The sequence below is a fragment of the Pseudomonas frigoris genome (genome assembly GCF_047758635.1).
GTDB classification, from domain to species: domain Bacteria; phylum Pseudomonadota; class Gammaproteobacteria; order Pseudomonadales; family Pseudomonadaceae; genus Aquipseudomonas; species Aquipseudomonas frigoris.
In genome coordinates, this window is record NZ_CP180479.1 from 58,749 (window position 1) to 84,528 (window position 25,780).

The following is a 25,780-nucleotide window of genomic DNA, read 5'->3' on the forward strand; positions in this document are numbered from 1 at the left end:
TTAATTCTCCAAGACAAACGTATTTCGACCAGTTCTAACCGAGCCTTGAGCTTCACTGGCACCAAAAATTATGGCTCCAGTAATCGTATTGTTCAGCGCCTCTAAAGCCGTAAACAATTTTGCCGTTAATGCCGATTCGTGCGCGGCTCCCCAGCTAGCAATCGGCAGCTGCCAATTTATCCCTGTGGAACCGTTTATTGTACTTTGAAGGACAGCGCGAAGCCTGTTATTTGGGGGATCACCAACAACATGAGAAGGACGCCAAACATGCCAGCGCAGAAGTATGGCTACTGCCTTTTCGGAAGTGTAGATATTTCCTATAGTACTGTTAACCGTTGCCCCACCAACTTGGAAGCCAATGGGGTCAGTCAATATTTCCTTGAGTCGAAGCTTGGCCATGGACCACATTGCAGCCCTATATCCAGGAATAGTGCGAGCAGCCATACTCAAGCGATAAAACCAATGCCATGTCTTTAAATAGTGAGCCTCATCCTGGGAGTCACCTAAACCCGTAAATTCACTGTCAGCATGAGTCGATTGGGAAATCGCATAAGAATCATTAGTAAGCTTTACCCAGCCGGCGTAGGTCATAGTATTCGAGTCATACAGGCTAGGGTTACTCCATTCTTTAGCTGGATATAAACCAAAATCACCAAATACTTTTTTGAAGATTTCTGGATTATGATTTTTTAGAAATGCCATAAAGCCAACAAACTCACCCTTTCCGTAAGCGTTTGCTCCAAAATTACCCATGGTCCAATGGCAGGGGCCGCCAGAAATGAGAGCATTATCCCAAGCATTTAGTACGTCAAAACGACCAAAACATTCTGCCTCCGCAACCACCCTTATCGTTCGATAAGTCGACAGGGTCGGGCTATTAACTTGCGCCTGATTAAAAGGTGAGCCAGTTATATTTTCTACCGTCATTTCAGTCTGAGATGACCAACTATGCGTTTTTCCCGCATTTGGCCCACCATAGGTACCGCTCTGATAGTAACCCACTGCGTGGTATTCCGTTTGAGCGCGACCATTAGGGAAAGAAAAGTAACTACTGAAGTCCCTAACTACAACTCTGGGCGGTCCTTCGACAAAGCTATCGTGAGCCCATATATTGCAACCTTTAGGAGCCAAATCAACCCTAGCCCCCGCAGTTATCTTCCAGGCCTCAAAAACAACAGGGCATCTATAGTCATTGTCCAACCAATGTTCTATCGCGGCTCTGGTTTTCTCATTTACCACACCACTTATCGGACCAGTATATTTTGCAGCATTCGCTACTGACTTAAGACTATCAACATAATAACTTACAGGCCCCACAGTAGTTCCGCTAACGGCCGGAGTCTTTCCGGCCTTAGCGACAGTACCTGCCGAGCCATCATAGTAGACGTCCAAGTTATTTACTCGCACAGGAGACCCGGCCTGATCCAACAGGAGCTGGCCTTTTTTGTCATCTCTCACACACGCAACTTGTGTCATTGAGGCATATATCTGAAATTCCCGGACGGCCCATTCGGTTCTAGATCCAAAATCCCCTGTGGGTTTTCCGAGAACAGAAAACCCTAAGCTAATCAGGTCCTCTTGAAGCTTTCTCACGTGTTCTGGCACAGCCAAAGCCGCGCTGGTTCCGGAAGTTGCCACAGCTGTTTCCGCGTTGGCGACGGTAACCGGGGGATTGTTGATCCCCCCCCCAACACGGAGGTGTATTCTGCGCGGGTTTACCGTCGTGATCTTTGCGACGGAGATCAAAATTCCCGTAAATCATTGCCTACTCCCTTATGCAATATGCTGTTCTTCGAGACGTTTAACATCACTGGAAGAAAGATAATCTTTGTCTGACAACTCACATGAACGGTGGAAGCAACGAGTGGCGTACTTAGTTTTTGGTCCATTTTCACCATCGATTTTCCCATCATAGAAGCCGAGGTTTTTAAGGCGCGATTGAAGCCCTTTGACATCCGAGGCTTCCGGCTGCGCTTTTAAATCCAGCTCCCATACCCATGGCTGCGATTCTGTGCCAAACGGATAAAACGTAAGTTTTCCTTTTTTCGCATCGGGCGGCACTGGCTGATCTACAAACCCATCACCAGAAGTCGTGCCTTTATAAGCTACGCCGTCCACTTCCAACACATAGGGCTGTCCTGCGATGCCTTTTTTGTCATATGGACGTTTCATCTGAATTCGGAAGCTCTTTTTCTCGGATTCTGGCGGAGGAGGTGGCACCGCATTCCCCAACGCCTGATCCATCAAACTCCCCACCTTATCCTTATCCGCAGCCCCCGGCAGCACCGGCGGTTTAATCCCGATACCGGTCCCCGATCCAGCCGAACCGCCAGCGTTGATTTTGATCACCGGCCCAACCACGGTAATCCCGCCAGCATCGAGCTTGATGAAGCTGCCACCTGCTTTTACTGTCAGCTCCATCCCAGCCTCAATAACAATCTTCGCCCCAGCCTTAAGATGAATCTCTTTCCCAACGCTAGTCAGCTGCGCAGTCCCCAGCTTCACATGCTGGTTCTGCCCAATCGTCAGGTGGTCATCCAGCCGCGCTTCAGTCTTGCGATCAGCTATCGTGGTCCGATGCTCTTCAGCCTTCAGTTCGGTGTAGGTGTTCTTCTCTACCGTGTCGTGGCGTTCGTTACCCACGCGAATCTCCTGATCATGCTCAATGTTTTCATCCCAATCCCGCTGGGCATGGATGAATATCTGTTCCGCCCCTTTCTTGTCCTCAATCCGCAGCTCATTAAACCCGCCGCCACCCGGTGAACTGAGGGTTTTGAACACGCTGCGAGTCTTGTTCGCCGGCAGATCGTAGGGAACGAGGTTTTCCTTGTGGTACAGGCAACCGGTCACCAGCGGCTGATCAGGATCCCCTTCAAGGAAGGTCACCAGCACTTCCATGCCAATGCGCGGGATAGCAATGGCGCCGTAGCGGTCGCCGGCCCAGCTGGAGGAGACGCGCATCCAGCAGCTGGTTTTGTCATCAGCCAAACCTTCGCGATCCCAGTGGAATTGCACCTTGATGCGGCCGTACTGGTCGCAGTGAATCTCTTCACCTTTGGGGCCGGTGACCATGGCGGTCTGGCTGCCGAGCACACGCGGTTTCGGGTGTTCCAGCGCCGGGCGGTAGAACACGTCCCACGGGGTGGCGAGGAAGCGGTTGCGGTAGCCCTGGTGGAAGTCATCCTTGTGGTCGGTGGTGTCGCTGGTGACCGACTCTTCGAGGACTTGCGGCTGTTTGCCTTCGTGGAAGATTTCGGTCAGTAGCCAGAGGTCGTTCCACTCTTGGCGTGGGTGGTCGGAGAGTTCCAGGAAGTGGCCGCTGATCAGGCGGGTTTGGTCACCAAAGCCTTCGGCCTGGCGGTAGTCGGCGCGGTGGCGTTCCAGGGCGCGTTGGCTGAGGAATTTACCGCGCGCACGGTCGATGAAGCGGCCGGGGTAATCGTAGTCTTCGAGGTCCGGCGCGTCGCTTTGCGCCTCGGGTTTGTAGGCGGCTTCAAGTTGCAGGCGTGGTTTTTCGAAGTCGTAGTCGCGGCGGGTGACGCGACCGGTGCGGGTTTCCAGGCGCAACTTGAAGCCTTTGATTACCGGCTCGTCGGCGACCATACCGCTGCCTTGCACATACGCCGTGGGCTGGCCGAGTTTCGGGAACACTGTCTGGTCATCGCCGAATACCAAAAGATGACCTTTGGCGCTGTGCTGGAAGTGGTAGTGAATGCCTTCTTCTTCGCACAGGCGCTGGACGAAATGCAGGTCGGTTTCGTCGTACTGCACGCAGTAGTCGCGGTCCGGGCAGGGCTGGCTGAGCTGGAAGTTGTAGGCGTTGCCCTTGATGCCGTGCTCGTCGAGGATCAGCGCGATGATTTTCGGTGCGGACATCTGCTGGTAGATGCGCTGATTGGTGCGGTGGTGCAGGTATTGCAGTTGCGGCACCAGGGAGATTTTGTAGCGGGTCAGGCGTTTGCCAGCGTCACCTTGGGCGACGCGGTAGATCTGGCCGTGGATGCCACTACCCTGCGGATCGAACGCCAAAAAAGCCTGCATGTGCAGGAGCTTTTCCAGGTCCAGATCGGGGTTTTCGCTGACCAGCTCCAGGTCGAAGCGATACGGCTGGCTGATGCCTTCGGTGCCGGTGAACGACAGCACTTGCAGGTCGCCTACATAGTCTTCGACGGTCAGGCTGAAGTGGGTTTCGTTAGCTGGGTTGAACATTGCTTGCTCCCTGTTCGGTAGTCATCCGTTACGCCCGAAGTCGCAGGCGTTGCAGCAAAGACGAAGTGGCGCCCATGGCGTCACGCAGTTGTGCGGCGGTGATGGTGCGCTTGGCCGCATCGAAAGCCAGCGCCGTTCGCAGGGCTGGCCAGCAGTGTTTCGGTAAATTCCTGGGGGCGTGCAGCTCGCGTTCGAGGTGGCCGTCGCGGGCCTCGGTCGAGGGCAGGCGGCGGAACGGGTGTTTGCCGCCCGCCAATTCGTACAACACGCAGGCCACGCCATAGACATCCGCACTGGCAGTCAGCGGTTGGCCTTCGAGCAGTTCGGGGGCGGCGTAGCCGGGGGTCCAGGCGTTGAAGCGGTTGCGGCTCAGGTGTGGCAGGCCGGGCAAGATGCCCTCCTCGGCCTGGCCCAGACCGAAGTCGAACAGGCGCACGCCTTCTTCGCTGAGCATCACGTTGCTCGGCTTCATGTCACCGTGCAGCACGCCGCGAGCGTGGGCGAAGGCCAGCGCGTCGAGCAGCGGCAGCGCGATGTCGCGCAGTTCTTTCCACGGCAGGCCCAGCGGACGCTCGCAGAGTAATTTGTCCAGGGTCAGCCCACGCATGAGTTCCATGGTGATGAAGGCGCGCTGGCAATCGGTGTCCACTTCAAAGCTGTGCAAACGCAGCACGTTGTCGTGGCGCAGTCGTCGGGTCAGGGCGAACTCGCTGTAGAGCAGGGCGCTGGCGTCCGGCGATTCGGCAAATTCTTCGCTGAGGATTTTCAGCGCGATGTAGGGGTCGGGATCGCCGAACTGCTCACTCAGCAGATCCCGTGCGCGGTAAACCGCGCCCATGCCGCCGGCACCGAGCAGGCGCTCGATGCGGTAACGGCCCGCGAGTACGTCCGGCATTTCACCGATGCTGGCCCTTGTCGGCGCCAGGGCGGGCTCTGCTTTATGCGCTTTGGCGAACGCAAAGTAAGTCAGGTTATTGGCTTCCTCGTCGGTCACCGGCAGGTCGTCGAGCGGCGGCATGAGTTGAGTCATTGTCGGATCACCACAGCAGTCAGGTTGTCCCGCGCCGAGCCGCGCAGAGCGCCGTCGAACAGACGCTCCAGCGCAACGTGCGGCGCGGTCAGGCTCAGGGCGTTGCCCAAGGCATCGGTGCTCAGCCCCTGGTACAAACCATCGCTGCACAACAGAAACGTATCGCCGGGGTAAACCTCGAGTTCGAGCACGTCCAGAGTCAGCACATCGGCGGCCCCGACCGCACGGGTCAGGGCATGGGCCGAAGGATGCGCACGGGCGTCCTCGATGCTCATGTGTTGCTCGTCGATGAGTTGCTGTTGCAGCGAATGATCCTTGGACAGCTGATACAAACGCTGGCCGCGCCACAGATAGCAACGGCTGTCGCCGGCCCAGATGCAGGCCGCGCGATTACCTTCCACCAGCAGCGCCACCACGGTGCTGCCCATGATGCTGTCGTGGCGCCCGGCGGTGACGGTCAACTCCTGACCCAAGCGACGGTTGAGCCAGTGCAGGCACTGGCGAATGCCTTTGAGTCGTTCGTCAAAATCATCCTGCACCGGCAATTCCGCCAGGCTGGCGACGATCAACTGGCTGGCGATGTCGCCACCCTGATGACCGCCCATGCCGTCCGCGACCACCCACAGCCCCTGCTGTGGGCAGTCCAGGAAAGCATCTTCGTTGCGCGCCCGAACCTTGCCCGGATCGGTACGCGCAGCGCTGCGCCAGGGACTGGCAACCAGCATCAGAGCTGCACCGGCATACGGAAGGTACGCAGCACGCCCATGTCGAACGGGTTCGGTGTGCGCTGGCTCGACAGCAAGTAGTTGGCGCGCAGGCCGCCTACATCAGCTTTGAGCACCAACACATCACGACCGCTCAGGTACTCGGTCTGCATCAGGTCGAACAGACGGAACAGCGACCATGGGCCGGTGTTCTTTTCGATACCGATCGGGCGGCCGGCCATTTTGTCGAGGACCAGGCTGGTGCGACCGTCTTCAGCATCGGTCGGCCATTTGAACGACACCGGCACGATCGGGCCGTGACGGTATTCGATGGTCTTGTCGCCAAACTTGAACTCGGAACGGCTGACAGCCGGGTCGAGGGTGTACGGCTCCAGTTTGAACTGCACTTGCGGTTCGGCCGGATTGATCGAGAAGAAGCTCTGGCGAATCACTTGGGCGGCGGCCATCTGGTCGAGGTAGACCTTGGAGATCGGCATGCTGTGACCGTCGATGCTGCGCAGACGGTAGTTGCCTGGATCGCCACTCACGAACGGACGCATGTAGGTCTCGAAGAAGCGGTCGTTGATGCCCTGGGCCTTGAAGAACTCGCGGAAGTCGCTGATCGCAACGTCGCTGGTGCTGTGGGCGCTGAACGGGTAACGCTTGTTGATCGCCTTGCCATAGAAGCTGTACAGCTCGCTCTGATAACGCTGGTTCAGGTACTGGTAGGAATCGTTCAGCACCAGACGCCAGGTGTCTTCAGCCAGTACGTTGAACCACACGCTGACCGGACGCGGCAGACGGTTCGAGGCATTGCGCAAGTTGCTCAGCGCATCACGCTGGCCGCTCATGCGGGTCTTGGCCATTTCGAACGCAGCCTGTTCCGGCGCACTGGCACGAGCGAGGCTCGCCAGTTGCAGTTGCAGGTCGTTGAGCGCCGTCAGGGCCGGGGTCAAATCAGCGGCCGGGCCGTTGTTGTCATCCAGCAAACGGTGCAGCGGTTCGAAGCGACGTTGCAGGGATTTCTTCGCGGTGTCCGGCAGGTTCTTCGCCATGTCCGACGCTTTATCAGCAGCGGCAGCAGCGAGTTTGCCGAGCTTGCCGCCCTTCTCGCCCAGTTTGTCAGCAGCCTCGGCAGCTTCATCAGCACTGTCGGCGATCACCGGGAACCGGGTGTTCTCACGCACTTCCACCAGCAGTTGCAGCACCGGGGAGTTGGCGGACGTCAGACCAGCCAATTGCTCGGCGCCTTCACCGGCGTCGTTGATCGGTGGCAAGGCAACCTGGCCGACCGCTTCACTCCAGAAGTTGGCGTAGTCGCGGAAGTACAGTTGCTCCAGTTCGACCATCAAGCGACGCAAGTCCATGCCGCTGATGCCCGAGCCTTCGCCCAGCACCCAGTTGTCACGCAGGATATCGGTGACCAGCGCAGAGCCCTGAACCGAGAAGTACTGCTGATAACCCTGTTGGGTGTAGAAACCCGGGATCACGTACTCGGTGCCGACAAACAGCGAAGCCTGCGGACCGATGTGTTGGCTCAAACGGTATTCCGGGAGGTTGCGAGCCTGCTCGCGCAGCATCCGGTAAACCACGTTGGCCAACGATTCGCTGCGCAGGACCTGACGCGCCTGAGCTACCAGTTGATCGTTCAACGGGTAGATAAACGGCTGCTTCAGCAAACGCTCGAAGTGCGTGTTCAAACCGTTCTGCACGGCGGTGTTGCCGGCGTAACGCTGGGACCATTCGGTAGCGACCCAATCCTTGAGCCACGGACCGTCGCGACGGTCTTTCATGTTCAACATCAGGTACGCACGCAGGCTGTTGAGCAGGCGTTCGCGGTCCTTCATGTTGGCGCGGATCTGCCCTTCCAGCAGCGTCGCAACCTTCGGCAGCAGTTGCGCTTCAAGCTCACGCTCGTAGGCCTCCTTGACCACCGGATTGACCTCTTCGCCTTGGTACAGGCCGCCACGTTCGTGGTACGACACGTCACCTTTTTTCGGGAAGACCTGAGTCGCCGCGTAGCTGGTGTCGAGGGTCTTGAGCACCGCCATGGAATCATCACGCGCGGTCAGGGCCGAGCGCTGTTGAGTCCAGTTTTGGGCCAGGTTGCGCAGGTTTTCCAGACGCTCGTAGTTGGCCGAGAATCCGCCCGCCCACAGCATGCCGAACAGTGCCAGCGCCGCCAATGCGCCTACGTACAGGGCGCGTTGGCCCCAATGGATGCGGCTGCGTTCACGCTTGTCCAGACCGGCCAGATCGGCCTCGGGGAAAATCACCCGGCTGAGCAAGTGGTGAATGAAGCGCGAACGGCCGCTGCGCAAGGTCGGCAGCACGCCAGCGTTCATGCCCAGATTGGCGCCGATGCCGGCGGTGGCCTGGTCCATCTCTTGAGTCAGGTGCGGTGCGCTGGTCAGGTAAAAACCGCGCAACTGGCTGACACGCTGGTAGCGGTTGCCGGTGAACGCCATGTCGACGAACAGGCACAAGCGCTCGCCGATCTGCCCCAGTTGATGCGGGAAGTCGAGGATGCGGCCACGGCGCTGGGTGTCGCGCTCCTGGTGCATGCGCATGATCACTTGGCTGTTCAGGCGACGCAGCAGCTCTTCGAACTCGCTGCGCAACACAGCCACATCGGTGCCGCTCTGCTCTTTACGGAAGCTGGTGCCTAGCACCTGATCGCTTTCTTCACGGGTCAGTTGATCGAAGAACTCGTCAAAACCGAGCAGCTTGTCAGCCTTGCTCAGCACCAGATAAACCGGCACATCGACGTGCAGCTTTTGATGCACGTCTTGCAGACGCGCACGCACCTGGCGGGCCAGGGTGTCGAGCTCTTGCTCGCTGCCGCCCAGCAGTGTTTCCACCGGGATGGTCACCAGCACGCCGTTCAACGGACGGTTGCGGCGACGCTTGCGCAGCAGGTCGAGCAAGGTGTTCCAGGCGCTGCCATCGACTTCGGCATCCGGCTGGGTCAGGTAACGTCCGGCGGTGTCGATCAGCACACCGTGGTCGGCGAAGTACCAGTCGCAATGACGGGTGCCGAGGGTGTCGCGGGTCAGTTTGCGGTCGAGTTTGTTGATCGGAAACTCAAGGCCCGAGAAGTCCAGCAAACTGGTCTTGCCGCTGCCCTGTGGACCGATCAGCAAGTACCAGGGCAAATCGCTGCGCCAGCGCTCGCTGCGACCGCGATAGAGGCTCGAGGTCTTCAGGGTTTTCAACGCATCCTTGAAGCGTACGCGAAGCTCTTTCTGCTCTTCGTCGATCAGCTCTTCACGACGGATACGGTCCTGGCCGTCTTCGGTGTCTTCGATGGCTTTCTTGCGTACGCCAGCGCGCCAGCTGACGAAGACCATGGTCAGGCCCCAGATCAGGAACAGCACACTGATGGTCAGCAGGCGGGAGGTCGAACCTTCCCAGAATTTGTAGTCATCGACTGCCAGCAGTGGCCCGACGAACCACACCAGCAGCGCGACGAACAGCACCAGCAGCAAGGTCCAGACCCAGGTCTGACGCAAGAATGCGCCGACTTTCTTGAAAAACTTTTTCATCACACGTCCCTGTTTACGGCTGCGACTGCGGCTGAACCGCGGCCGGATCTAGCTGCTGATAAGGTTGCAGAACGGTTTCGCGTTGCTCGCCCAATACCCAGGCGAAGCCCGAATACATCACCACCAGGCACACCACGGTGAACAGCACCACCATCCACGCCGGCACGATGCGCACCAGGCTGCGGCGCTGATCGTTCAAGCCTTCCCAATGGGGCGACAGTTCCCGAGGCACGTCGCCGCGCAGTTGGCGAATCTGGCGATACAAGGCGTCGCGGATGCCTTCGAGCTCGAGCATGCCGCGGGCTTGCACGCGGTACTTGCCTTCGAAGCCCAGCGACAGGCACAGGTACATCAGCTCCAGCATCGGCAGGTGCTTGACCGGGTTTTTCGACAGGCGATCCAGCAGCTGGAAAAACTTCTCGCCGCCGAAGGTTTCGTTGTGGAAGCTGCTGAGCAGGCTCATCTGCGACCACTCGCTTTCGTTGCCCCACGGCGTGGTCACGACGGCTTCGTCGACCACGGTGCAGAGCACGTAACGCGCAGCCATCACCTGGCTGCTTTCGGCGCCGTTGTGCAGGGCACGCACTTCAAACAGTTTCAGCCCGGCGGTCAGTCGCTCATTGAGCGCGTACATGTCTTCGCGGGTGTCGCTGTGCTTGAGTCGCACCACTTCCGACAACAGATCGGAGGCCGCGGCCACCAGCGAATTGAGGCTGATGTTGAACGCTTCGGCCGGGCGCAAACGCGCGGCGTAGATCATCCGTTCTTCGAGCTGTTCAAAACGCGGCGGTGCGGCGAAATCGGTCAGCGGACTCTGCGCCGGGCCGTGGCCCTGACGGTCGAGCAGGACGGTTTTATCGTCCTGGTTGTGTTCCATGTCCTTGATCATGTCAGTCAGTTCCTGATGGCCCAGAATTTCAGTTCAAGCTCGGCAAATTCGCCGGACACGTGGAACGCGAAGCCGCCGGAGCGCTCAAGTTGTGCCAGGTCTTCGGAACTGAGTTCGAGAATGAAATAGGTTTTGTTGGAGTGGAACGCGATCTGCCGCGGGGCCACCGGCAACGGTTTGACCTTGATGCCCGGCAGATGCAGGTTGACCAGTTGGCGGATGCGCTCCACCGGGCCGACCTTGAGGTGCGCCGGCAAGCGATGGCGCAGTTCTTCGGAGTCGCAGTTGGCACTGGCGGCGAGCACGAACGAGGCCGAGCCCAGCAGTTTGTGGTCGTGCAACGGCGAGACGATGATCCCGTACTGGCGCGCTTGCAGGACCAGTTCGATGGCGTGCTGTTCGAGCACCATCGACAGCACCTGACGAATCGCTTCCATCAGTTTGCGGAAGCTCGCGCCCTGGTCGCTGTGCTGATAACGGCTGTCCAGACGCGGGCGTTTGCTGTCGCTGGAAAACGTAGCCAAGTCGCCGAGCATGGTCAGCAGCGTGCGGTACAACTCTTCCGGGTGAACCTGCTCCAGGCCGAGGTAGTGGCGCAGCAGCAGTTCGGTGCGGTTGATCAGTTGCAGCATCATGAAGTCGCCGACTTCCGCGCCACCGACTTTGCCGTTCGAGCGGATGCGCTCGGCGATGGTGTCGCCCCGGTGGCCGAGCATGCTGATCACTTCTTTCAGGCACGACAGCAGGTAGCTGGACGAATGCGCCTGGATGTAGGTCGGCACGAAGTCCGGGTCGAGGCTGATCACGCCGTCGGGCGTGGTGTCGAGCACTTCGCAGATCTTCAGTTTCACGTAGGCCTGGTCGCTCTGCTGCTCGCCGAGCAACAGTTTGAAGTCCGGGCGACCACAGCTGACCTGGCTGGCGGAGTCGTCGCCGGCGTTGGAGTCGGCCACTTCCGCTTCGTACGCGGTATAGCGCGCCAGCACGTCGGATTGCTCCGGACGACGCGACTCGATGTGGTTACCGGTGACCAGTGGCAGCGCCAGGTAGATCGGCGTATGACCGGTGTTCGGCGGCACGTCGAGGGCCAGCGGCTCGGTGTTGCCGCCGAGCTCGAACAGGCTGCCGTCCGGCAGAATCCCCGAGGCCTGGCTGATCACCAGTTTGCCCATGTTGAGGAACTGCAAGTCGATGTCCAGGTTCAGGAAGCCCCAGGTGTAGCTGCCCAGCAACTGCGTGCGGGTCTTCATCTGGTGGTCGTAGTAGCGATCGTTGTGCTGGAAGTGCTGCGGGCGCAGCAGCATGCCTTCCTGCCAAATCACTTTATGGGAATTCATGATCAGTCATCCGCCTTGGCGAGCGTTTCGTTGCTGTTGCGAATACCAGCCTGGTCGAGGGTCAGATCAGCGTCGGTGACTTCCACCGGGGTGACTTGCACCGTGTAGCGCCATTTGGTTTCCGGCAGATCGCGGTAGGCGGCGAGGATGCCGACGTAGCGACTGCCCTCCTCCACGCTGAGTTTCATCTCCACGGTTTCACCGGGGCGCAGTTCAATTTCTTCGCTGGCCACCAGGTCCGGGGCCAGGGATTCCTTGGCGCGCTCGTACAGGCTGAAGAAGTCAGCGTTCTCGAACGTCACCGGATGCTTGAGCTCGAACAGACGCACAACGATCGGCGATGGACGCCCGTTGAGGTCCGGGTTCAACTGATCGCTGGCGGTCAGTTTCAGGTTGAGCTTGGTGACATGGGAATACGGCGACAGCGACGAGCAGCCGGCCAGCAGCACCAGGGCCGCGAACGCCGTCAGCGTCTTGAAAAAAGCGGTCGAGCAGCGAGACATGCGCATCATCCTTGGTGGTCGGTGTGAAGGGTGGAAATCAGGCGGATCTGTTCTTCGTAGGCCTGAGCGAAGTCGCGGGCCAGCAGGCGCTCGCTCCAGTCATCGTCCTGACGCAGGGCCTGGTGATAACGACCGTAAGCTCTCCAGCGACTGCCGGACGTGGCGAGCAACGGCTTGTTGTCGCGCTCGAAACGCAGGGTCAATTGCTGTGGCGAAAAGTGCTCCAGCGTGCCGCGAACGGCAGCGCGACTGGCGGTCAGCAAGGCCACCTGATGCGCCTGCAAATCGCGGAACGCACGGGAGATCGCCTGCTCGGCCGGCAATTGGCCCGGCTTGTTCGGCTGCAACAAAATGCCCAACGCTTCGCCGGCATCGACGGCAAATTTGAGCGGGTTCTTTTGGGTCCCTTGCACGGTGGTCTGGGCCAGACGCAGTTCGTTTTTCAGTTCGCTGCGAGTGCGCAGGCTCTGCTGCAAACCGCCGACGCTTTGCTTGAGCAGGCGTGCAGCGTTCAGCGCCAGCGCTTCGCGGGCGTCGTGGTCGAGGCCTTTGAGGTCCACGCCCAGCGCCGCACCGAAGTGCTCCCAGAAACCTTCACTCTGACGCTCGACCGCTTTGGGCGGTGGCGCGGGTGCTGGCTCTGCCGGGGCGTTGATCAGCTCCGGCACCATCAGGCTTTCCATGTCGATGCGCGCATAGTCGGCGCGCTGACGGGTGTCTGAGAGGGTCGTGCTCGGCGAGATCAGTTCGTCGATTTCCGAATACACGCGTTCTTGCTGATCGAGGGCATTGAGCGGGTCGAGATCGAGAAACGCGTCATCAGGAATGATGCTGCCTGCCGCTTGCGGACGGCCGACTTCGACGTCGAAGGTTGCCGGGTCGCGCACCAGCCGCGCACGGATCTCGAAGTCACCCAGCACGTAGACACTGCCGTGCTCGATGCGCATCGCTTCGCCCTTGCGCAGGCGCGCGCCGCTTTCGCTGTCCTGGATACCGTTGCTGCTGGTATCGGTCAGGAAAAACGTACCTTCGCGGTAGCTGATCAACGCGTGGTGGTTGGACAGGTGACGCTTGCGGTCCGGGATGATCCAGTCGCAATCCTCGCCCCGACCGATCACGCCACCGGCCTGTTTGAAGGTCTTCTGGCACAAATCCGTGGGCACGAACTGCTTGGTGTTGAGCATTTCGAAAACCAGTTCCATGGTGATACTCCTTGCGGTCACTTGCCGCGATTGACCGCCTGCGGATCACCCAATGGGCGATAGGTGTTGTCGTTGTATTTGTAATTGCCGCTACAGCCGCCGAGGCCGCATAGAACGACGAGGGTCAGCAGGACGGCTTGCCAGTGACGAACAGGCATCAGAGGGTCTCCAGGGGTAGACAAAGTACAAAGCGCCGACCCGTTTGGGCGGCGCTGTTAGAAGCGGATGAGGTGAAGTCGACGGTCGTTTGCCTATCCATCGAAGTCACCGAGGTTGATATTCAGGCGCCCGAGGCGGTACAGCAGCGTGCGGCGTGGCAGCCCGAGCTCGCGGGCGGCGAGGGTCTGGTTGCCGTCGTTTTTGCGCAGGCAATCGAGCAACAGACTGCGTTCGACTTGCTCCAGGCGTTCGCGCAGGTTCAGACCGCTGCTGTCTTCCGGCATGGCCTCCATGCGCAGAGAGAAATGCTCGGCCAGTAACTCGCCTCCCTCGCACAGCAGCACCGCGCGTTCGACCAGGCCTTTGAGTTCACGCACGTTGCCGGGGAAGGCGTAACCGGACAGGTGATCCAGCGCCGCATCGGACCAGCACACCGCATCGCGCTGCAAGAACGAGCACGCCTTGTCGGCGAAGTGCCGGGCCAGGTCGAGGATGTCGCCTTCGCGCTGACGCAGGGCCGGCAACTCGATCGGAAATTGCGCGAGGCGGTAGTACAAGTCCTCGCGGAATTTGCCTTCACTGACCAGCACCGACAAATCCCGGTGCGTCGCGGCGATGATGCGCACGTCGATCTTGTGGGTGTCGTTGGAACCCAGCGGACGGATCTCGCCTTCCTGCAGAACCCGCAACAACTTGGCTTGCAGGGACAACGGCATGTCGCCGATTTCATCGAGCAGCAAGGTGCCGCCGTTGGCCGCGTCGAACAGCCCGGCACGGTCGCGATCTGCACCGGTGAAGGCACCTTTGCGGTAGCCGAACAGTTCACTTTCCAGCAGGTTCTCGGGGAACGCCGCGCAGTTCTGCACGATGAACGCCTGGGAACGGCGCGGCCCGCAGTCGTGAATGGCGCGCGCGACCACTTCCTTGCCGGTGCCGGTTTCGCCGCGCAGCAGCACGGTATACGGGCTGTGCAGGACTTTGCTGATCAGCGAATAGGTCTGGCGCATGGCCGAGCTCTTGCCGATCAAACCGTAACCGCTGGCGCTCGGGACGCTGACTTTCGCCGGCAGCCGTGTATCACCGGTCGGCTGACGCAAACGTTGCAGCAAATGCAGTTGGCCAAGCACGAACGAACCGAGTTGACCGAGGGAATCGGCAAAGCCTTGCAGGTCGATGTGCCGGCGACTGGCGCACAATATCAAGCCTTCGACGGCCTTCTGCTGATTGACCAGTGGCACGCATAACAGTGACTGCCAAGGCGTGGCCTGAGGCGGCAGGAAACTGGTTTCGTGCAGGCTGCCGCTCAGCTCGCTAAGACACACCACGCGGTTCTGGCACAGGGCGAATTGCAGCAGTTGTTCACCGTTGTAATCCGCCGGCAGGCTCGCCGATTCCCGGGGTTGCAGGATGCCGTTCAGGCATTCGGCGTTCATCCCCAGGCACGTGTGAGTCGCGTCCAGCAGGTACAGCTGCGTCAACTCGCAACCGCTGAGCTCGGCCAAGCCGCGCACGAAGTCACCCAGCAGCGCAGCACCGTCCGCCGCGCGCGACAAGCTGGCGAACTGCGCCAACAAGGCTTCGGCATAGACCAACGGTTGCGGCACTTGAGTGAACATCACACCCACCTCAGGCGAACTCGCACGTCACGCTGGCGTTGCCGTCGAGCGTCGCGTGGACACGCTTGAGGCTTTCGCCCGTAGCCATCGCATCGAGCAAGCGGTCGGCCACCAGCGGCAGCACGTGCAGGTCGAGCAAATGGTCGATCAGGCGTGCGCCGCTGTCGCTTTGGGTGCAGCGTTCGGCCAGGTGATCGACGAGGTCCTGGGAGTACGTGAAATCCAGCTGACGACGGTTCAGGCGTTCGCCCAAACGGCCGAGTTTGATTTCGATCAGCTCGCGCAGCACCGGGCCACCCACCGGGTAGTAAGGCACCACACGCATGCGCGCCAGCAGCGCCGGTTTGAAGTGTTTGCTCAGCACCGGGCGGATGGTTTCTTCAAGAACTTCGGCCGACGGCCGCGCGCCGTTTTCACAGAGCTCGGCGATGCGGTCGCTGCCCAGGTTCGAGGTCATCAGGATCAGCGTGTTGCGGAAGTCGATCTCGCGCCCTTCGCCGTCGTTGGCCACGCCTTTGTCGAAGATTTGGTAGAACAGGTTGAGCACGTCCGGGTCGGCTTTCTCGACTTCATCGAGCAGCACCACCGAGTACGGTTTCTGGCGCACGGCTTCGGTGAGCATGCCACCCTCGCCATAACCGACGTAGCCCGGCGGCGCGCCGATCAGGCGCGAGACGGTGTGTTTCTCCTGGAACTCGGACATGTTGATGGTGGTGATGAAACGATCACCGCCGTACAGCAAGTCCGCCAGGGCCAGTGCAGTTTCGGTTTTGCCGACGCCGCTCGGGCCGACCAGCAGGAACACGCCGACCGGTGCATCGGGTTTGTTCAGGCCGGCAGCGGTGGCGCGCATCGAGCGGTCCAGCGCGTGAACGGCTTGTTCCTGACCACGGATGCGGGTGCGCAAGTCAGTGGCGAAGCTCGCGACCTTGGCGTTGTGCTCACGGGCCAGTTGCGCCAACGGCACGCCGGTCCAGGCGCTGATCACTTCGGCGACCAGACGCGGGCAGACTTCGAAACTCACCAGACGTTCTTTGACTTGCAGTTCAGTCAGGGTTTTGTGCGTTTCGTTGAGCGCGGCTTCCAGCGCTTCGACGGTTTGGGTTTCGTTCACTGCCACTTCAAGGGTTTCGATAACGGTGCCTTCGGCGTCCTCTTCAACCGTTACGGTTGGCTCGACAGCAGCGACCTCACGAGCCTTGGCCAATTGCTGACGCAGGTCCAGCAGGCGCTCTGCCAGTTCTTTCTGCTCGGTCCAAAGGGTTTCGAGGGCGACCCTTTCATCTTCGGCTTCGGCCAGGCGATCTTCCAAAGCGTCCAGCGCTTCGTGATCGATCAGCAGACCGGCCTCGGCATCACGGCGCAGGGCCTGACGCTGACGGCCACCTTCCGCCAGTTCACCACGCAGGCGTTCAAGGCTTTCCGGCGCGGCGGCGAGGCTGATGCGCACGCGGGCGCACGCGGTGTCGAGCACGTCGACGGCTTTGTCCGGCAGCTGACGGCCAGCGAGGTAACGCGCAGACAACTCGGCTGCCGCAACCACCGCGTCGTCGCGCAGGTAGATGCCGTGGCTCTTCTCGTAGACCTGAGCCAGGCCACGCAGGATGGTCACCGCTTCGCTGACGGTCGGTTCGTGCAGTTGCACCGGTTGGAAACGACGGGCCAGGGCCGGGTCTTTTTCGAAGTACTTCTTGTACTCCGCCCACGTGGTAGCGGCGATGGTGCGCAACTCGCCACGGGCCAGGGCTGGCTTGAGCAGATTGGCCGCGTCGGAACCGCCGGCGTTGCCGCCCGCGCCGATCAGTGTGTGAGCTTCGTCGATGAAGATGATGATCGGTTTCGGCGAGGCTTTGACTTCGTCGATCACGCCTTTGAGGCGACGTTCGAATTCACCTTTGACGCTTGCGCCCGCCTGCAACAGGCCCATGTCCAGCGACAGCAGCTCGACGCCTTTCAAGACTTGCGGCACTTCACCTGCCGCGATGCGCGAGGCCAGGCCTTCGACAATGGCGGTCTTACCGACACCGGCTTCGCCGACCACAATCGGGTTGTTCTTGCGGCGACGGGCGAGGATGTCGACCATCTGACGGATCGCGCCATCGCGGCACAACACCGGGTCGAGTTTGCCGTCGCGGGCTTGTTGGGTCAGGTTGTGGGTGAAGCGCTGCAGCAACGATTCACCGGGCACAGCGGGTTTGCCCGTCGCCGGTTGCTCTTTCTGCGACAGGGCGAACTCTTTCAGGCGCTCGATGTTCAGCTTGGCCAGCAATGACTGGTAGCGGCTGCCGGCGTAGCGCATCGGGTTGCGCAACAGCGCGAGGATCAACGCGGCTTGTTCGACCTGGCTTTGGCCCAGTTCAAGGTTGGCCACCAGCAACGCGTCTTGCAGCCACTGCACCAGTTCCGGGGCAAACACCGGGTTGCGCGAAGCGCTGTGCTCGACCCGCGATTGCAACGCGGCGCTCAGCTCACCAGCATCCACTTCGGCGTCTTGCAGCGCGCGTGCGAGCAACCCTTGCGGGCGCTCCAGCAAGCCCAGCAGCAAGTCTTCGACGAGGATCTTGCTGCCGCCACGGGCGACGCAGCGTTCGGCCGAACTTTCCAGGTCACGACGGGTTTCGGCGTCCAGCGCCTGGATAAGTTGTTGCAGGTCTACGTTGATCATTGGTCTCACGTCCTTAATGAATTTTGCTGCCCAGGGTCACCACGCCGTCCGCTTTTTCGCGGCCGAGCCAACTGGTCCATCCCAGGCGACAGGCGTTCTGCTCACCGATGCGCAGTTCGCGGATTTCTTCCTGGCGCAGCACCAGGCGAATGTCGTAATCGAGCGGGTCACGCAGGGTGAACCGCACCAGCGCGCAGAGCGGCTGGTAGCCGAAACCGATCGGCAGGAATTCGTGGAAGCGTTGCCAGTCGAGCTCGCGGATGTGAATGCGGAATTTGCCGCTGCGGTCGCGAACGTGCTCGCCCAGCACCAGGTCTTCGCCCAGCAGGCTGTTGGCTCGGCCCAAGCGATTGCGCTGCTCGTCGAGGATTTCGACGCGACGCTCGATGCACTGCTCGATGGTCAGTTCGGCGTGTTTGAAGTAGTAACGCAGCACCGCTTCGATCAGCGCCGCCGAGTGCGCCCGCAAGCTGAGCAAGCCGAGATACGGCAGCAGGCGTTTCCAGTTCAGTTCCTGGGCCCTGCGGATCTCTTCGCCGCCGAGGCCGATCAACGCAAACAGCTGCGACGAAAACGGGTCGAGGGCGCCGCTCTGGAAGCTTGCGCGGTAGCGGTACTTTTTCCAGATCGGCAGCATCAGCCTTTGCAGACGATGGTGGAACAGGTCGAGAAAGTTGCGGGTCGGGTTGCCGTCTTCGCTATCGCCCAGGGCCTGTTCGCCGTAGAACGCCGGCAGTGGCGAACCGGAACCGACCAGGCCGATCAGGTTGAAACGCAGACGCGCGCGCATCTGCCCGTGCTCTTCGAAAAACTCCACGCGATCGACGTCACTGCCGGGGAAACCCAGGCTCGGATTGGCCTGGAATTCCAGCTGGTCGTACAGATCGTCTTCGCTCAGGTACGGGTGCGCCTCGCGCAGCCGGTCAACTACCAACAGCACGGCCTGAAACAGCGAGTACTCGCGTATTACCCGGGTCAGCCCGCTTAAAGCAGGGGTTGCAGACCCATACGTGGTGTCCATTGGTACACCTCTCCCTGTGTGCTTTTTACCCGCAGCTCGTGGTACGAGTTGAGACTGGCGTAGAGCGCGAAAAACTCGTTAAGAACCGAAGCGAAAACGAACAGGTCGCCCTCGCCGATATACCCTTGCGGGTCGATGGTCAGCTCGGTGCGCAACCCGCGAACCGGCAACCCTCGGTGCAAGCGGTCGACGTGTTGGTGTTTGATCGACTTGAGCCCGCCCAGCAGACGCTTGCTGACTTTTTCAGCGTGTTGGTCGTAGTAGCGCGGCAGGTCGTAGGTTTCGAGAATCACCTTCAACGCGTTGACGTCGGCCAGCGACAGATAGTTAAGCGACATGTTGCTGATCAGCTTCCAGAGGAAGTCACGGTTCAGCGGCGGCGCATAACTGGGCGTGGCCGGGGTGATATTGCGGAAACTCAGGAACTCCGGTGTCTCTTCGCAGGCCATGCAGATGTCGCCGAGCTTGAGCTTGCGCGGCAGGTTCTGGTTGGTGCACATAAGCTCGATCGACAGGGTTTCGTGGGCTTCGGTGTGGCGAATGCCGAAGCTCAGGTAAGTGTCGAGGCCGTCGTGCAACGAGGACGAACGCTGGCGAATGCTGTAGTGCGGACGGCTGTTGGGCACGTCGAAACTCGGGTCGTGCTCGAAGGATTCGAACGGCACGTACTCCTGATAACCGAGGCCGCCGGGCTTCCAGCCGGTGACGGTTTCCACCGAAAACACACCGCAGTTTTCCAGGTCGTATTCGGCTGGCAGCAGCAGGTATTCGTCCTGCTTGCCGTCGAGGCGGATCGGCAGTGCATCGTGCTTGAACAGGTTGACGATGGGCGTGCAGTAGAGCTTCACGTTGTCCAGCGTCGGGCGCAGGCGCTGGATGCCGCTCTTGCGAATATCGAAGCGCAATTCCAGGCCGCGCATTAGCTTCAACGTGTCTTCCGGCAATGCCTTGAGCAGGTCCAGACCGTTGATGTCGACGAACAGGAATTTGTCCTGGAAGGCGAAATATTCCTGCAGGTAGCGGTAGCCACGGAAGGTGTTCAGCGGATACGGGATCAACGCCTCTTCTTCGGCAAAACCCACCGGTTGCACGCGGTCGCCGGGCATTTTGAAGGCCATCGGCGTGCCGTTCACACCATTGATGGGCTTGCCGGCACCGTCCAGCGGGATCAGCTCAATGCCTTCCAGATTGCGCAACAGGCTCAGATAGAGCATCTGGCTGATGTAGCGCTCACCGGCGAAGTGCAGGCGCAGACGACTCAGCTCCAGTTCACCGAGATGGCCGTCGGCACTCATCTCCAGACGCAGGCTCAACAGCGAACCGTCGCCCTTCACCGAGTAATTCAGCGCGGCCAGATCCAGCGGCAAGACTTCCGTCGGGTAGCAGGTGCGGAAACGGCAACGCACGTCATCGATCGGTACGCTTTCCACCGGCGTATCGCGCTCGACCATCAACGCAGGACCCGAACGCTTCAACGGGTCGAACTGCAAAATACTGAACGCCGGCAGCGGGCGCATGTAGTTGGGCCACAGCAGGTGCATCAACGAGTGACTCAGCTCCGGCAACTCGTCGTCAAGCTTCTGGCGCAGGCGACCGGTCAGGAACGCGAAGCCTTCCAGCAACCGCTCCACGTCCGGATCCCGCCCGGCCTGACCCAGGAAAGGCGCCAACGCCGGGCTACGCTCGGCGAATCGACGACCTAACTGGCGAAGTGCGGTGAGTTCGCTTTGGTAGTAGTGGTTAAACGACACGGGTTACCTGCCTGGTGTTGGATCTCATGAAAAAAACGTCCTGTAGAGCGCGACCGTCAGACCGGCAACCACGTAGCCTGCGATGAGCAGGTACGGTAAAAAAGCCAGCCAGCCAAACATCATCGGGAACGCGGCGAGGCGCCCCAAAAGCACATGGGCCAACCCATAAATCACCCACGGGGCGGCGTAAAAAGGGATGAACGTCAGCGGTGCGCGCCACACACTTTTCAAAATTTGCTGTTCAGTTTTTCCGTTCAGTGCTCGCGTTGCCCACAGGGCAAAGGCGATGTAGGCCGGGATGCCAAATGTCAGGACGTAAATCGCCAAAAACTGCTCCCAGCCTGAAACCCTCGAATATCCCTCTGCCCAATCGAGGTACAACAGAACCACGAACACGACAGCGGGTGTCCACAGGGCAATCTTCAAGAATCTGAAACGACTTAGGCTGATCAACGGCGATCCCACCTAGAAGGGTTTTCTTGATTTACGAACTTCAACGACATTCGGGAACCATCCAGCTTTCCCAGCCGTCTGCACCGGGGTACAACACCATTTCTCCTTGAAACTCAGGAGCAACTCCGGCGTTGCCCTCTCTCATCCACAAATACCACTTGGAAGTCTTGAGCAGTTCTCCATCCTTGGTATACACGCGATAAAAATACTGACTGCTAAACAATTCCAGAATACGGCCTGCCACACCAACTACCTGATAGCTCGGAACATATCTGGCGATATAGCACTGCGCCGAAGGGCTCCAATATTTTTTTACTGGCTGTGCAACCCATGAGCTTTGCAGCTTTAATCCAAAAAGGACTAAAACCGGCAGCAGGACGACAAGCAAACAAACCAGAGAAATATTAGGGACAGTCCCATTTTTCGCTTGAAAACTCATCATGCTCATGATTACTGGCCCCTTACCTTTTCAGGCGCAATCGTCGTGCTGGTGTGTAAATAAAGTTGTTCGCCGTCGAACCCTGTAATACCGGCGGCACTCAGAGGAAAACCCGTTTTCGTGCCGTAGCGAATCCAACCCTCCGACCAAATCTCGCCATTCTCATGACGAACCTGCACGTAATAATTCGGCGCCTCGGACTTCGCTATTTCGACAAACACCCCACCATCCTCGCCACCCACCCAAAGTGCATTGGGGTGAGCAGTCAAAGTCGGGGCGACAGACCGCTCCATACGCAACAGCACTGCAAACAAAACCAAAATCGCCAGCAGCCCAATGGAGCTCAGGAATGCGATGAGCAAAGTTAGGGACAGGCGTTTTCTATCCATACACATGCACAGAGCATCGCTCTTCCTTAGACCAAGCATTAGTTTTCCAATACCTTGTATGGGGTATTGCTGATGAAGATATTCAACAAGCTCGTTCTAGGACTGGAAAGTTCCAACTTGAACTTTTTGCTAGACTTATCAAGTGTTATGAAAACAACACCCACGGTTTTCTCATCTTCATCAGCGCTCATATCCAGCTCCAACTCTGAGAAAAGAGGCGTTCGGTATACCTGATCAGGATTATTCAAATCAGTGAAGCGCAGGTACACGGAGTCCCGAGGAGTCAAAAGCGAGCTAGCTGGAACAGATTCGATAAGATATTGCCCAGACGGGCTCTTCTTCGAAACGTCCGATGCGCGACCTACGATGCCAGCCAAAATGATTGCAACGGCGATGATCAAGCTGACCAACAAGGCGGCCAAGCTTATGAAATACTTATGTAACGTTTTCATCTAGTAAATATCTCAATGGGGGTTGCGGTCACGCCTTCATACTGAATGTCCGAATACACCCGAAAATCGCCACCCTTTTTACTGAGGTCGCGATAGTCTCGAAAGTCGCTATTTTGTACGAGCATATAATGTTTACCTTCCAGCTCGCGGTATCGACGTACAGCTTCGCCTTTCTGCTGCGCGCTTTGCTGCCCTCTAGTTTCCTGATATTTCGACTCAGCCATAACAGTGGTCATTTCGGCAGCCAATTTCGCGTTTGCTTTCGCGCCTTCAACGGGATCCGTGACTAACTTATCAAAATTCCAGTAACCCAGAACCTGACTATAAAAAACAGTTCCATCATTGAAATCGTAGGCGTCTTCGATATAAAAGCCTAGCCGGGAAGGTATAAAAACAATGTTCTTATCCGTCACAACGACCATACCTTCAGCGATGACGCGCATATTGAAGTTTGCAAGCGCCGCTCGAAGTTCGTTGACTTCATCAGAGCCCGCCTGCTCAAATTCGACTACTTTATTATTTGAGTAACCAAATCTTTCAGCAGCGCTGGCCACACCGTTAAACGCCACTGGATATTGTCCTGGCGCTTTGCCGGAGAATGCTCGACGTATTCTACTTTTTATCAGATCGATCCCGCGCGGACTGTTCCAGGTAGCCCTTAGATGCGTGATCGCTGCCTTTGCGCGCTCGAACCCGGTGACCCAACTCATTTCCCCGCCTTCAATTGGCCATGGCTTACCAATGAGCCAATGGTTCATTAGAGCAGCAGCAACAGGCCAGTTTATTTTTTTCATTGTGTTCGGAATATCAGTGATCTTGAACTGGCGCGCAGTCGCAGACTGTCCGACTTTATTACTTGCCGGAGTCATGGTCGTTGCCACTGTTGTTGCTGCCATTTTCATATCCCTCTGATAGATATCCAGTGCCCGACTGTTGTTGGCTCTCAAAAGCAAGTAACTAAGCGAGTACAACTCTGGTTTGGGGTTCAATGACCAACTCAACCGCCTCGGCAGTAGCCGAAAAAACCTTTTGCGTTTTGCCGTCCGCCCCCGTCACACCGTTGATGATTTTCCCCGATGCGGTTTTAAGCGTGTATTCCACCCCGGCGAGCGGCTTACCGGTTTCTTGACAATTGATTACAAAATGCTCGTTGAACGGCCACTGAATCTCCACCGGCAACGGCGCCACAAACGGCACCGCCGAATGCGAATTTCCGATAATTACCGTCCCGGACCCAGCCGTAACCTTGTTGCCATGCGTCCCAACGGAATCAACCGTTGCGGCCGGTTTGCCGTTGATCAAAACCGTCGACGCCAACCCGCCCGACATCGCACCACCACACGCCGAGGCATCGCCTTGGCGGGCGGCCGCGAGGCCGTCGAAGAAGACGTCGCCGGAACCGGCGACAATCGGGTTGGTGCCGTGGCCGGGGAGCGGGCAAGCGGTGGGGTCGGTGACGCGGGCTGCGGGTTTGCCGGACATCGGAGTCTCCTTAGTTGACCTTGACTTGACCGCTGCCATCCAGGCGCGCGGCGAAACTGACCTGACGCTTGAAACCATCAACTTCCAGCAAGCCTTCGATGCTGAAGGACAGGCGAAGCTGATCGTGATCACGCGGCAGGGAAATGACACGCACATTGCTCAGGCGTGGCTCGTAGGCTTCGATGAAATTTTCGATGGCCAGACGGGCCTGACTCAGGGAGTCGTGCAGGCTCAGACGCATGTCATTGAGATCGGGTAGCCCGTAATCGGACAGCGTTTGCACGCTGCCCGCACGGGTGCTGAGCATCTTGGCCAGATGGGCAGCCACGGACGCCATGGCGGAGACCTCGCGGCTCCAGCCGACGCGTTTGTCCGCGTCGCCACCCAGGCGTTCGAAAAGGCTGCCGTATCCAGTCATGAGGTAGGCTCCGTTTACTCTTTGTCCAGCTTGCCAACCAGCGACAGGGTGAAATCGGCACCCATGTACTTGAAGTGCGGGCGCACGTTCAGGCTGACGCGGTACCAGCCAGGCTCGCCTTCAACATCGCTGACGATGATCTGGGCAGCGCGCAGTGGACGACGGCCACGCACTTCGGCGCTTGGGTTTTCCTGGTCGGCCACGTACTGGCGGATCCACTTGTTGAGTTCCAGTTCGAGGTCGGTACGTTCTTTCCACGAACCGAGTTGCTCGCGCTGCAGCACTTTCAAGTAGTGAGCCAGGCGGTTGACGATCATCATGTACGGCAGTTGGGTGCCGAGCTTGTAGTTCAGCTCTGCTGCCTTGCCTTCTGCGCTGATGCCGAAGAACTTCGGCTTCTGCACCGAGCTTGCGGAGAAGAACGCCGCGTTGTCGGAGCCTTTGCGCATGGTCAGGGAGATGAAGCCTTCCTCGGCCAGTTCGTATTCACGACGGTCGCTAACCAGAACCTCGGTAGGAATCTTGGTTTCGATTTCGCCCATGCTTTCGAAGTGGTGCAACGGCAGGTCTTCAACCGCGCCGCCGCTCTGCGGGCCGATGATGTTCGGGCACCAGCGGAATTTGGCGAAGCTGTCGGTCAGCTTGGTGCCGAACGCGTAGGCCGTGTTGCCCCACAGGTAGTGCTCGTGGCTGTTAGCGACGGTTTCTTTGTACACGAACGATTTGACCGGGTTTTCTTCCGGGTCGTACGGGTTACGCAGCAGGAAACGTGGAACGGTCAGGCCAACGTAACGGGAGTCTTCCGACTGGCGGAAGCTCTGCCATTTGGCGAATTGCGGGCCTTCGAAGTGATCTTTCAGATCCTTCAGATCCGGCAGACCGGTGAAGCTTTCCAGGCCGAAGAATTTCGGGCCGGCGGCAGCAATGAACGGTGCGTGCGACATGCAGGCAACGCTGGACACGTACTGCATCAGTTTCACGTCTGGCGAGCTTGGGGACATGAAGTAGTTGGCGATGATCGCGCCAACCGGCTGACCACCGAACTGACCGTATTCAGCGGTGTAGATGTGCTTGTACAGGCCAGCCTGCATCACTTCCGGCGAATCTTCGAAATCGTCCAGCAGGTCTTCTTTGGAGACGTTGAGGATTTCGATCTTGATGTTTTCGCGGAAGTTGGTGCGGTCGACCAGCAACTGCAGACCACGCCACGACGATTCCAGGGACTGGAAAGACGGGTGGTGCAGGATTTCGTCCATCTGGCGGCTGAGCTTGGCATCGATCTCGGCGATCATGCGGTCAACCATGGCCTTCTTGACTGGCTCACCGTTGTTCTGCGGCTTGAGCAGCTCTTCGATGAAAGCCGACACACCGCGCTTGGCGATGTCGTAGGCTTCGTCGTCCGGCGTCAGGCGGGTTTCGGCGATGATGCTGTCGAGAATGCTGTATTCGCCGTTCTCTTTGCTCTTTTGCTGTGCTGCGCTAGTGCTCATGGTGTTGGCTTCCTTGGCTGATGGAG

Annotated in this window: 22 protein-coding genes; all 22 read right to left on the reverse strand. The window is 58.9% G+C overall.

The genetic code is table 11. The annotated features are described in order from the left end of the window. On the reverse strand, positions 1–1,638 hold the full coding sequence (locus tag ACMXYH_RS00295) for a peptidoglycan-binding domain-containing protein (protein WP_415765953.1): 1,638 nt from the start codon (positions 1,636–1,638) through the stop codon (positions 1–3). A 135-nt stretch (positions 1,639–1,773) separates the two neighbouring features. Beyond that, complete coding sequence (gene tssI / locus ACMXYH_RS00300) at positions 1,774–4,209, reverse strand: type VI secretion system tip protein TssI/VgrG (protein WP_415765954.1); 2,436 nt, start codon at positions 4,207–4,209, stop codon at positions 1,774–1,776. A 28-nt stretch (positions 4,210–4,237) separates the two neighbouring features. Further along, positions 4,238–5,239 carry a serine/threonine-protein kinase gene (locus ACMXYH_RS00305; RefSeq protein ID WP_415765955.1) on the reverse strand — a complete coding sequence of 334 codons (1,002 nt, stop codon included), beginning with the start codon at positions 5,237–5,239 and terminating at the stop codon, positions 4,238–4,240. Further along, the gene (locus tag ACMXYH_RS00310; protein WP_403142859.1) at positions 5,236–5,964 is read right to left on the reverse strand and encodes a PP2C family protein-serine/threonine phosphatase; all 729 of its coding nucleotides are present in this window, start codon (positions 5,962–5,964) and stop codon (positions 5,236–5,238) included. The genes ACMXYH_RS00305 and ACMXYH_RS00310 overlap by 4 nt, the downstream gene beginning before the upstream one ends. After that, on the reverse strand, positions 5,964–9,488 hold the full coding sequence (gene tssM / locus ACMXYH_RS00315) for a type VI secretion system membrane subunit TssM (protein WP_415765956.1): 3,525 nt from the start codon (positions 9,486–9,488) through the stop codon (positions 5,964–5,966). The genes ACMXYH_RS00310 and tssM overlap by 1 nt, the downstream gene beginning before the upstream one ends. 13 nt (positions 9,489–9,501) lie before the next feature. Continuing rightward, on the reverse strand, positions 9,502–10,377 hold the full coding sequence (gene icmH, locus ACMXYH_RS00320; protein ID WP_149631550.1) for a type IVB secretion system protein IcmH/DotU: 876 nt from the start codon (positions 10,375–10,377) through the stop codon (positions 9,502–9,504). A 5-nt stretch (positions 10,378–10,382) separates the two neighbouring features. Beyond that, on the reverse strand, positions 10,383–11,714 hold the full coding sequence (gene tssK / locus ACMXYH_RS00325) for a type VI secretion system baseplate subunit TssK (protein WP_046053871.1): 1,332 nt from the start codon (positions 11,712–11,714) through the stop codon (positions 10,383–10,385). 2 nt (positions 11,715–11,716) lie between these two features. Beyond that, on the reverse strand, positions 11,717–12,217 hold the full coding sequence (gene tssJ, locus ACMXYH_RS00330; protein ID WP_008150089.1) for a type VI secretion system lipoprotein TssJ: 501 nt from the start codon (positions 12,215–12,217) through the stop codon (positions 11,717–11,719). A 5-nt stretch (positions 12,218–12,222) separates the two neighbouring features. Continuing rightward, complete coding sequence (tagH, locus tag ACMXYH_RS00335) at positions 12,223–13,419, reverse strand: type VI secretion system-associated FHA domain protein TagH (protein WP_008150088.1); 1,197 nt, start codon at positions 13,417–13,419, stop codon at positions 12,223–12,225. A 17-nt stretch (positions 13,420–13,436) separates the two neighbouring features. Then, on the reverse strand, positions 13,437–13,577 hold the full coding sequence (locus ACMXYH_RS00340; protein WP_007894589.1) for a hypothetical protein: 141 nt from the start codon (positions 13,575–13,577) through the stop codon (positions 13,437–13,439). A gap of 93 nt (positions 13,578–13,670) precedes the next feature. Beyond that, positions 13,671–15,194, reverse strand: coding sequence for a sigma-54 interaction domain-containing protein (locus tag ACMXYH_RS00345; protein WP_415765958.1), 1,524 nt, complete (start codon positions 15,192–15,194; stop codon positions 13,671–13,673). A gap of 10 nt (positions 15,195–15,204) precedes the next feature. After that, complete coding sequence (tssH, locus tag ACMXYH_RS00350; protein ID WP_415765959.1) at positions 15,205–17,859, reverse strand: type VI secretion system ATPase TssH; 2,655 nt, start codon at positions 17,857–17,859, stop codon at positions 15,205–15,207. 13 nt (positions 17,860–17,872) lie between these two features. Then, positions 17,873–18,880: a type VI secretion system baseplate subunit TssG gene (gene tssG / locus ACMXYH_RS00355; protein WP_033059313.1), complete on the reverse strand. Its 1,008-nt coding sequence runs from the start codon at positions 18,878–18,880 to the stop codon at positions 17,873–17,875. After that, positions 18,844–20,631 carry a type VI secretion system baseplate subunit TssF gene (tssF, locus tag ACMXYH_RS00360; RefSeq protein WP_415765960.1) on the reverse strand — a complete coding sequence of 596 codons (1,788 nt, stop codon included), beginning with the start codon at positions 20,629–20,631 and terminating at the stop codon, positions 18,844–18,846. Before tssF ends, tssG begins: the two co-directional genes overlap by 37 nt. Positions 20,632–20,655: 24 nt before the next feature. Beyond that, positions 20,656–21,027, reverse strand: a complete 372-nt coding sequence (locus tag ACMXYH_RS00365) for a hypothetical protein (protein ID WP_415765961.1) — start codon at positions 21,025–21,027, stop codon at positions 20,656–20,658. Between the two features lie 97 nt (positions 21,028–21,124). Beyond that, entirely contained in the window at positions 21,125–21,532 is a 408-nt protein-coding gene (locus tag ACMXYH_RS00370) for a hypothetical protein (RefSeq protein ID WP_129439940.1), read from the reverse strand. A gap of 2 nt (positions 21,533–21,534) precedes the next feature. Beyond that, the gene (locus ACMXYH_RS00375; RefSeq protein ID WP_415765962.1) at positions 21,535–21,912 is read right to left on the reverse strand and encodes a hypothetical protein; all 378 of its coding nucleotides are present in this window, start codon (positions 21,910–21,912) and stop codon (positions 21,535–21,537) included. A gap of 38 nt (positions 21,913–21,950) precedes the next feature. Then, positions 21,951–22,364, reverse strand: a complete 414-nt coding sequence (locus tag ACMXYH_RS00380; RefSeq protein WP_129439937.1) for a hypothetical protein — start codon at positions 22,362–22,364, stop codon at positions 21,951–21,953. Continuing rightward, on the reverse strand, positions 22,361–23,260 hold the full coding sequence (locus tag ACMXYH_RS00385; RefSeq protein WP_415765963.1) for a DUF6402 family protein: 900 nt from the start codon (positions 23,258–23,260) through the stop codon (positions 22,361–22,363). Before ACMXYH_RS00385 ends, ACMXYH_RS00380 begins: the two co-directional genes overlap by 4 nt. Before the next feature lie 61 nt (positions 23,261–23,321). Then, positions 23,322–23,846: a PAAR domain-containing protein gene (locus tag ACMXYH_RS00390; RefSeq protein WP_415765964.1), complete on the reverse strand. Its 525-nt coding sequence runs from the start codon at positions 23,844–23,846 to the stop codon at positions 23,322–23,324. Between the two features lie 10 nt (positions 23,847–23,856). Further along, the gene (tssE, locus tag ACMXYH_RS00395) at positions 23,857–24,264 is read right to left on the reverse strand and encodes a type VI secretion system baseplate subunit TssE (protein ID WP_008150080.1); all 408 of its coding nucleotides are present in this window, start codon (positions 24,262–24,264) and stop codon (positions 23,857–23,859) included. Positions 24,265–24,278: 14 nt separating this feature from the next. Continuing rightward, a complete protein-coding gene (tssC, locus tag ACMXYH_RS00400) occupies positions 24,279–25,754 on the reverse strand; it encodes a type VI secretion system contractile sheath large subunit (RefSeq protein WP_415765965.1) in 1,476 nt (491 codons plus the stop codon). Positions 25,755–25,780 lie beyond the last annotated feature (26 nt).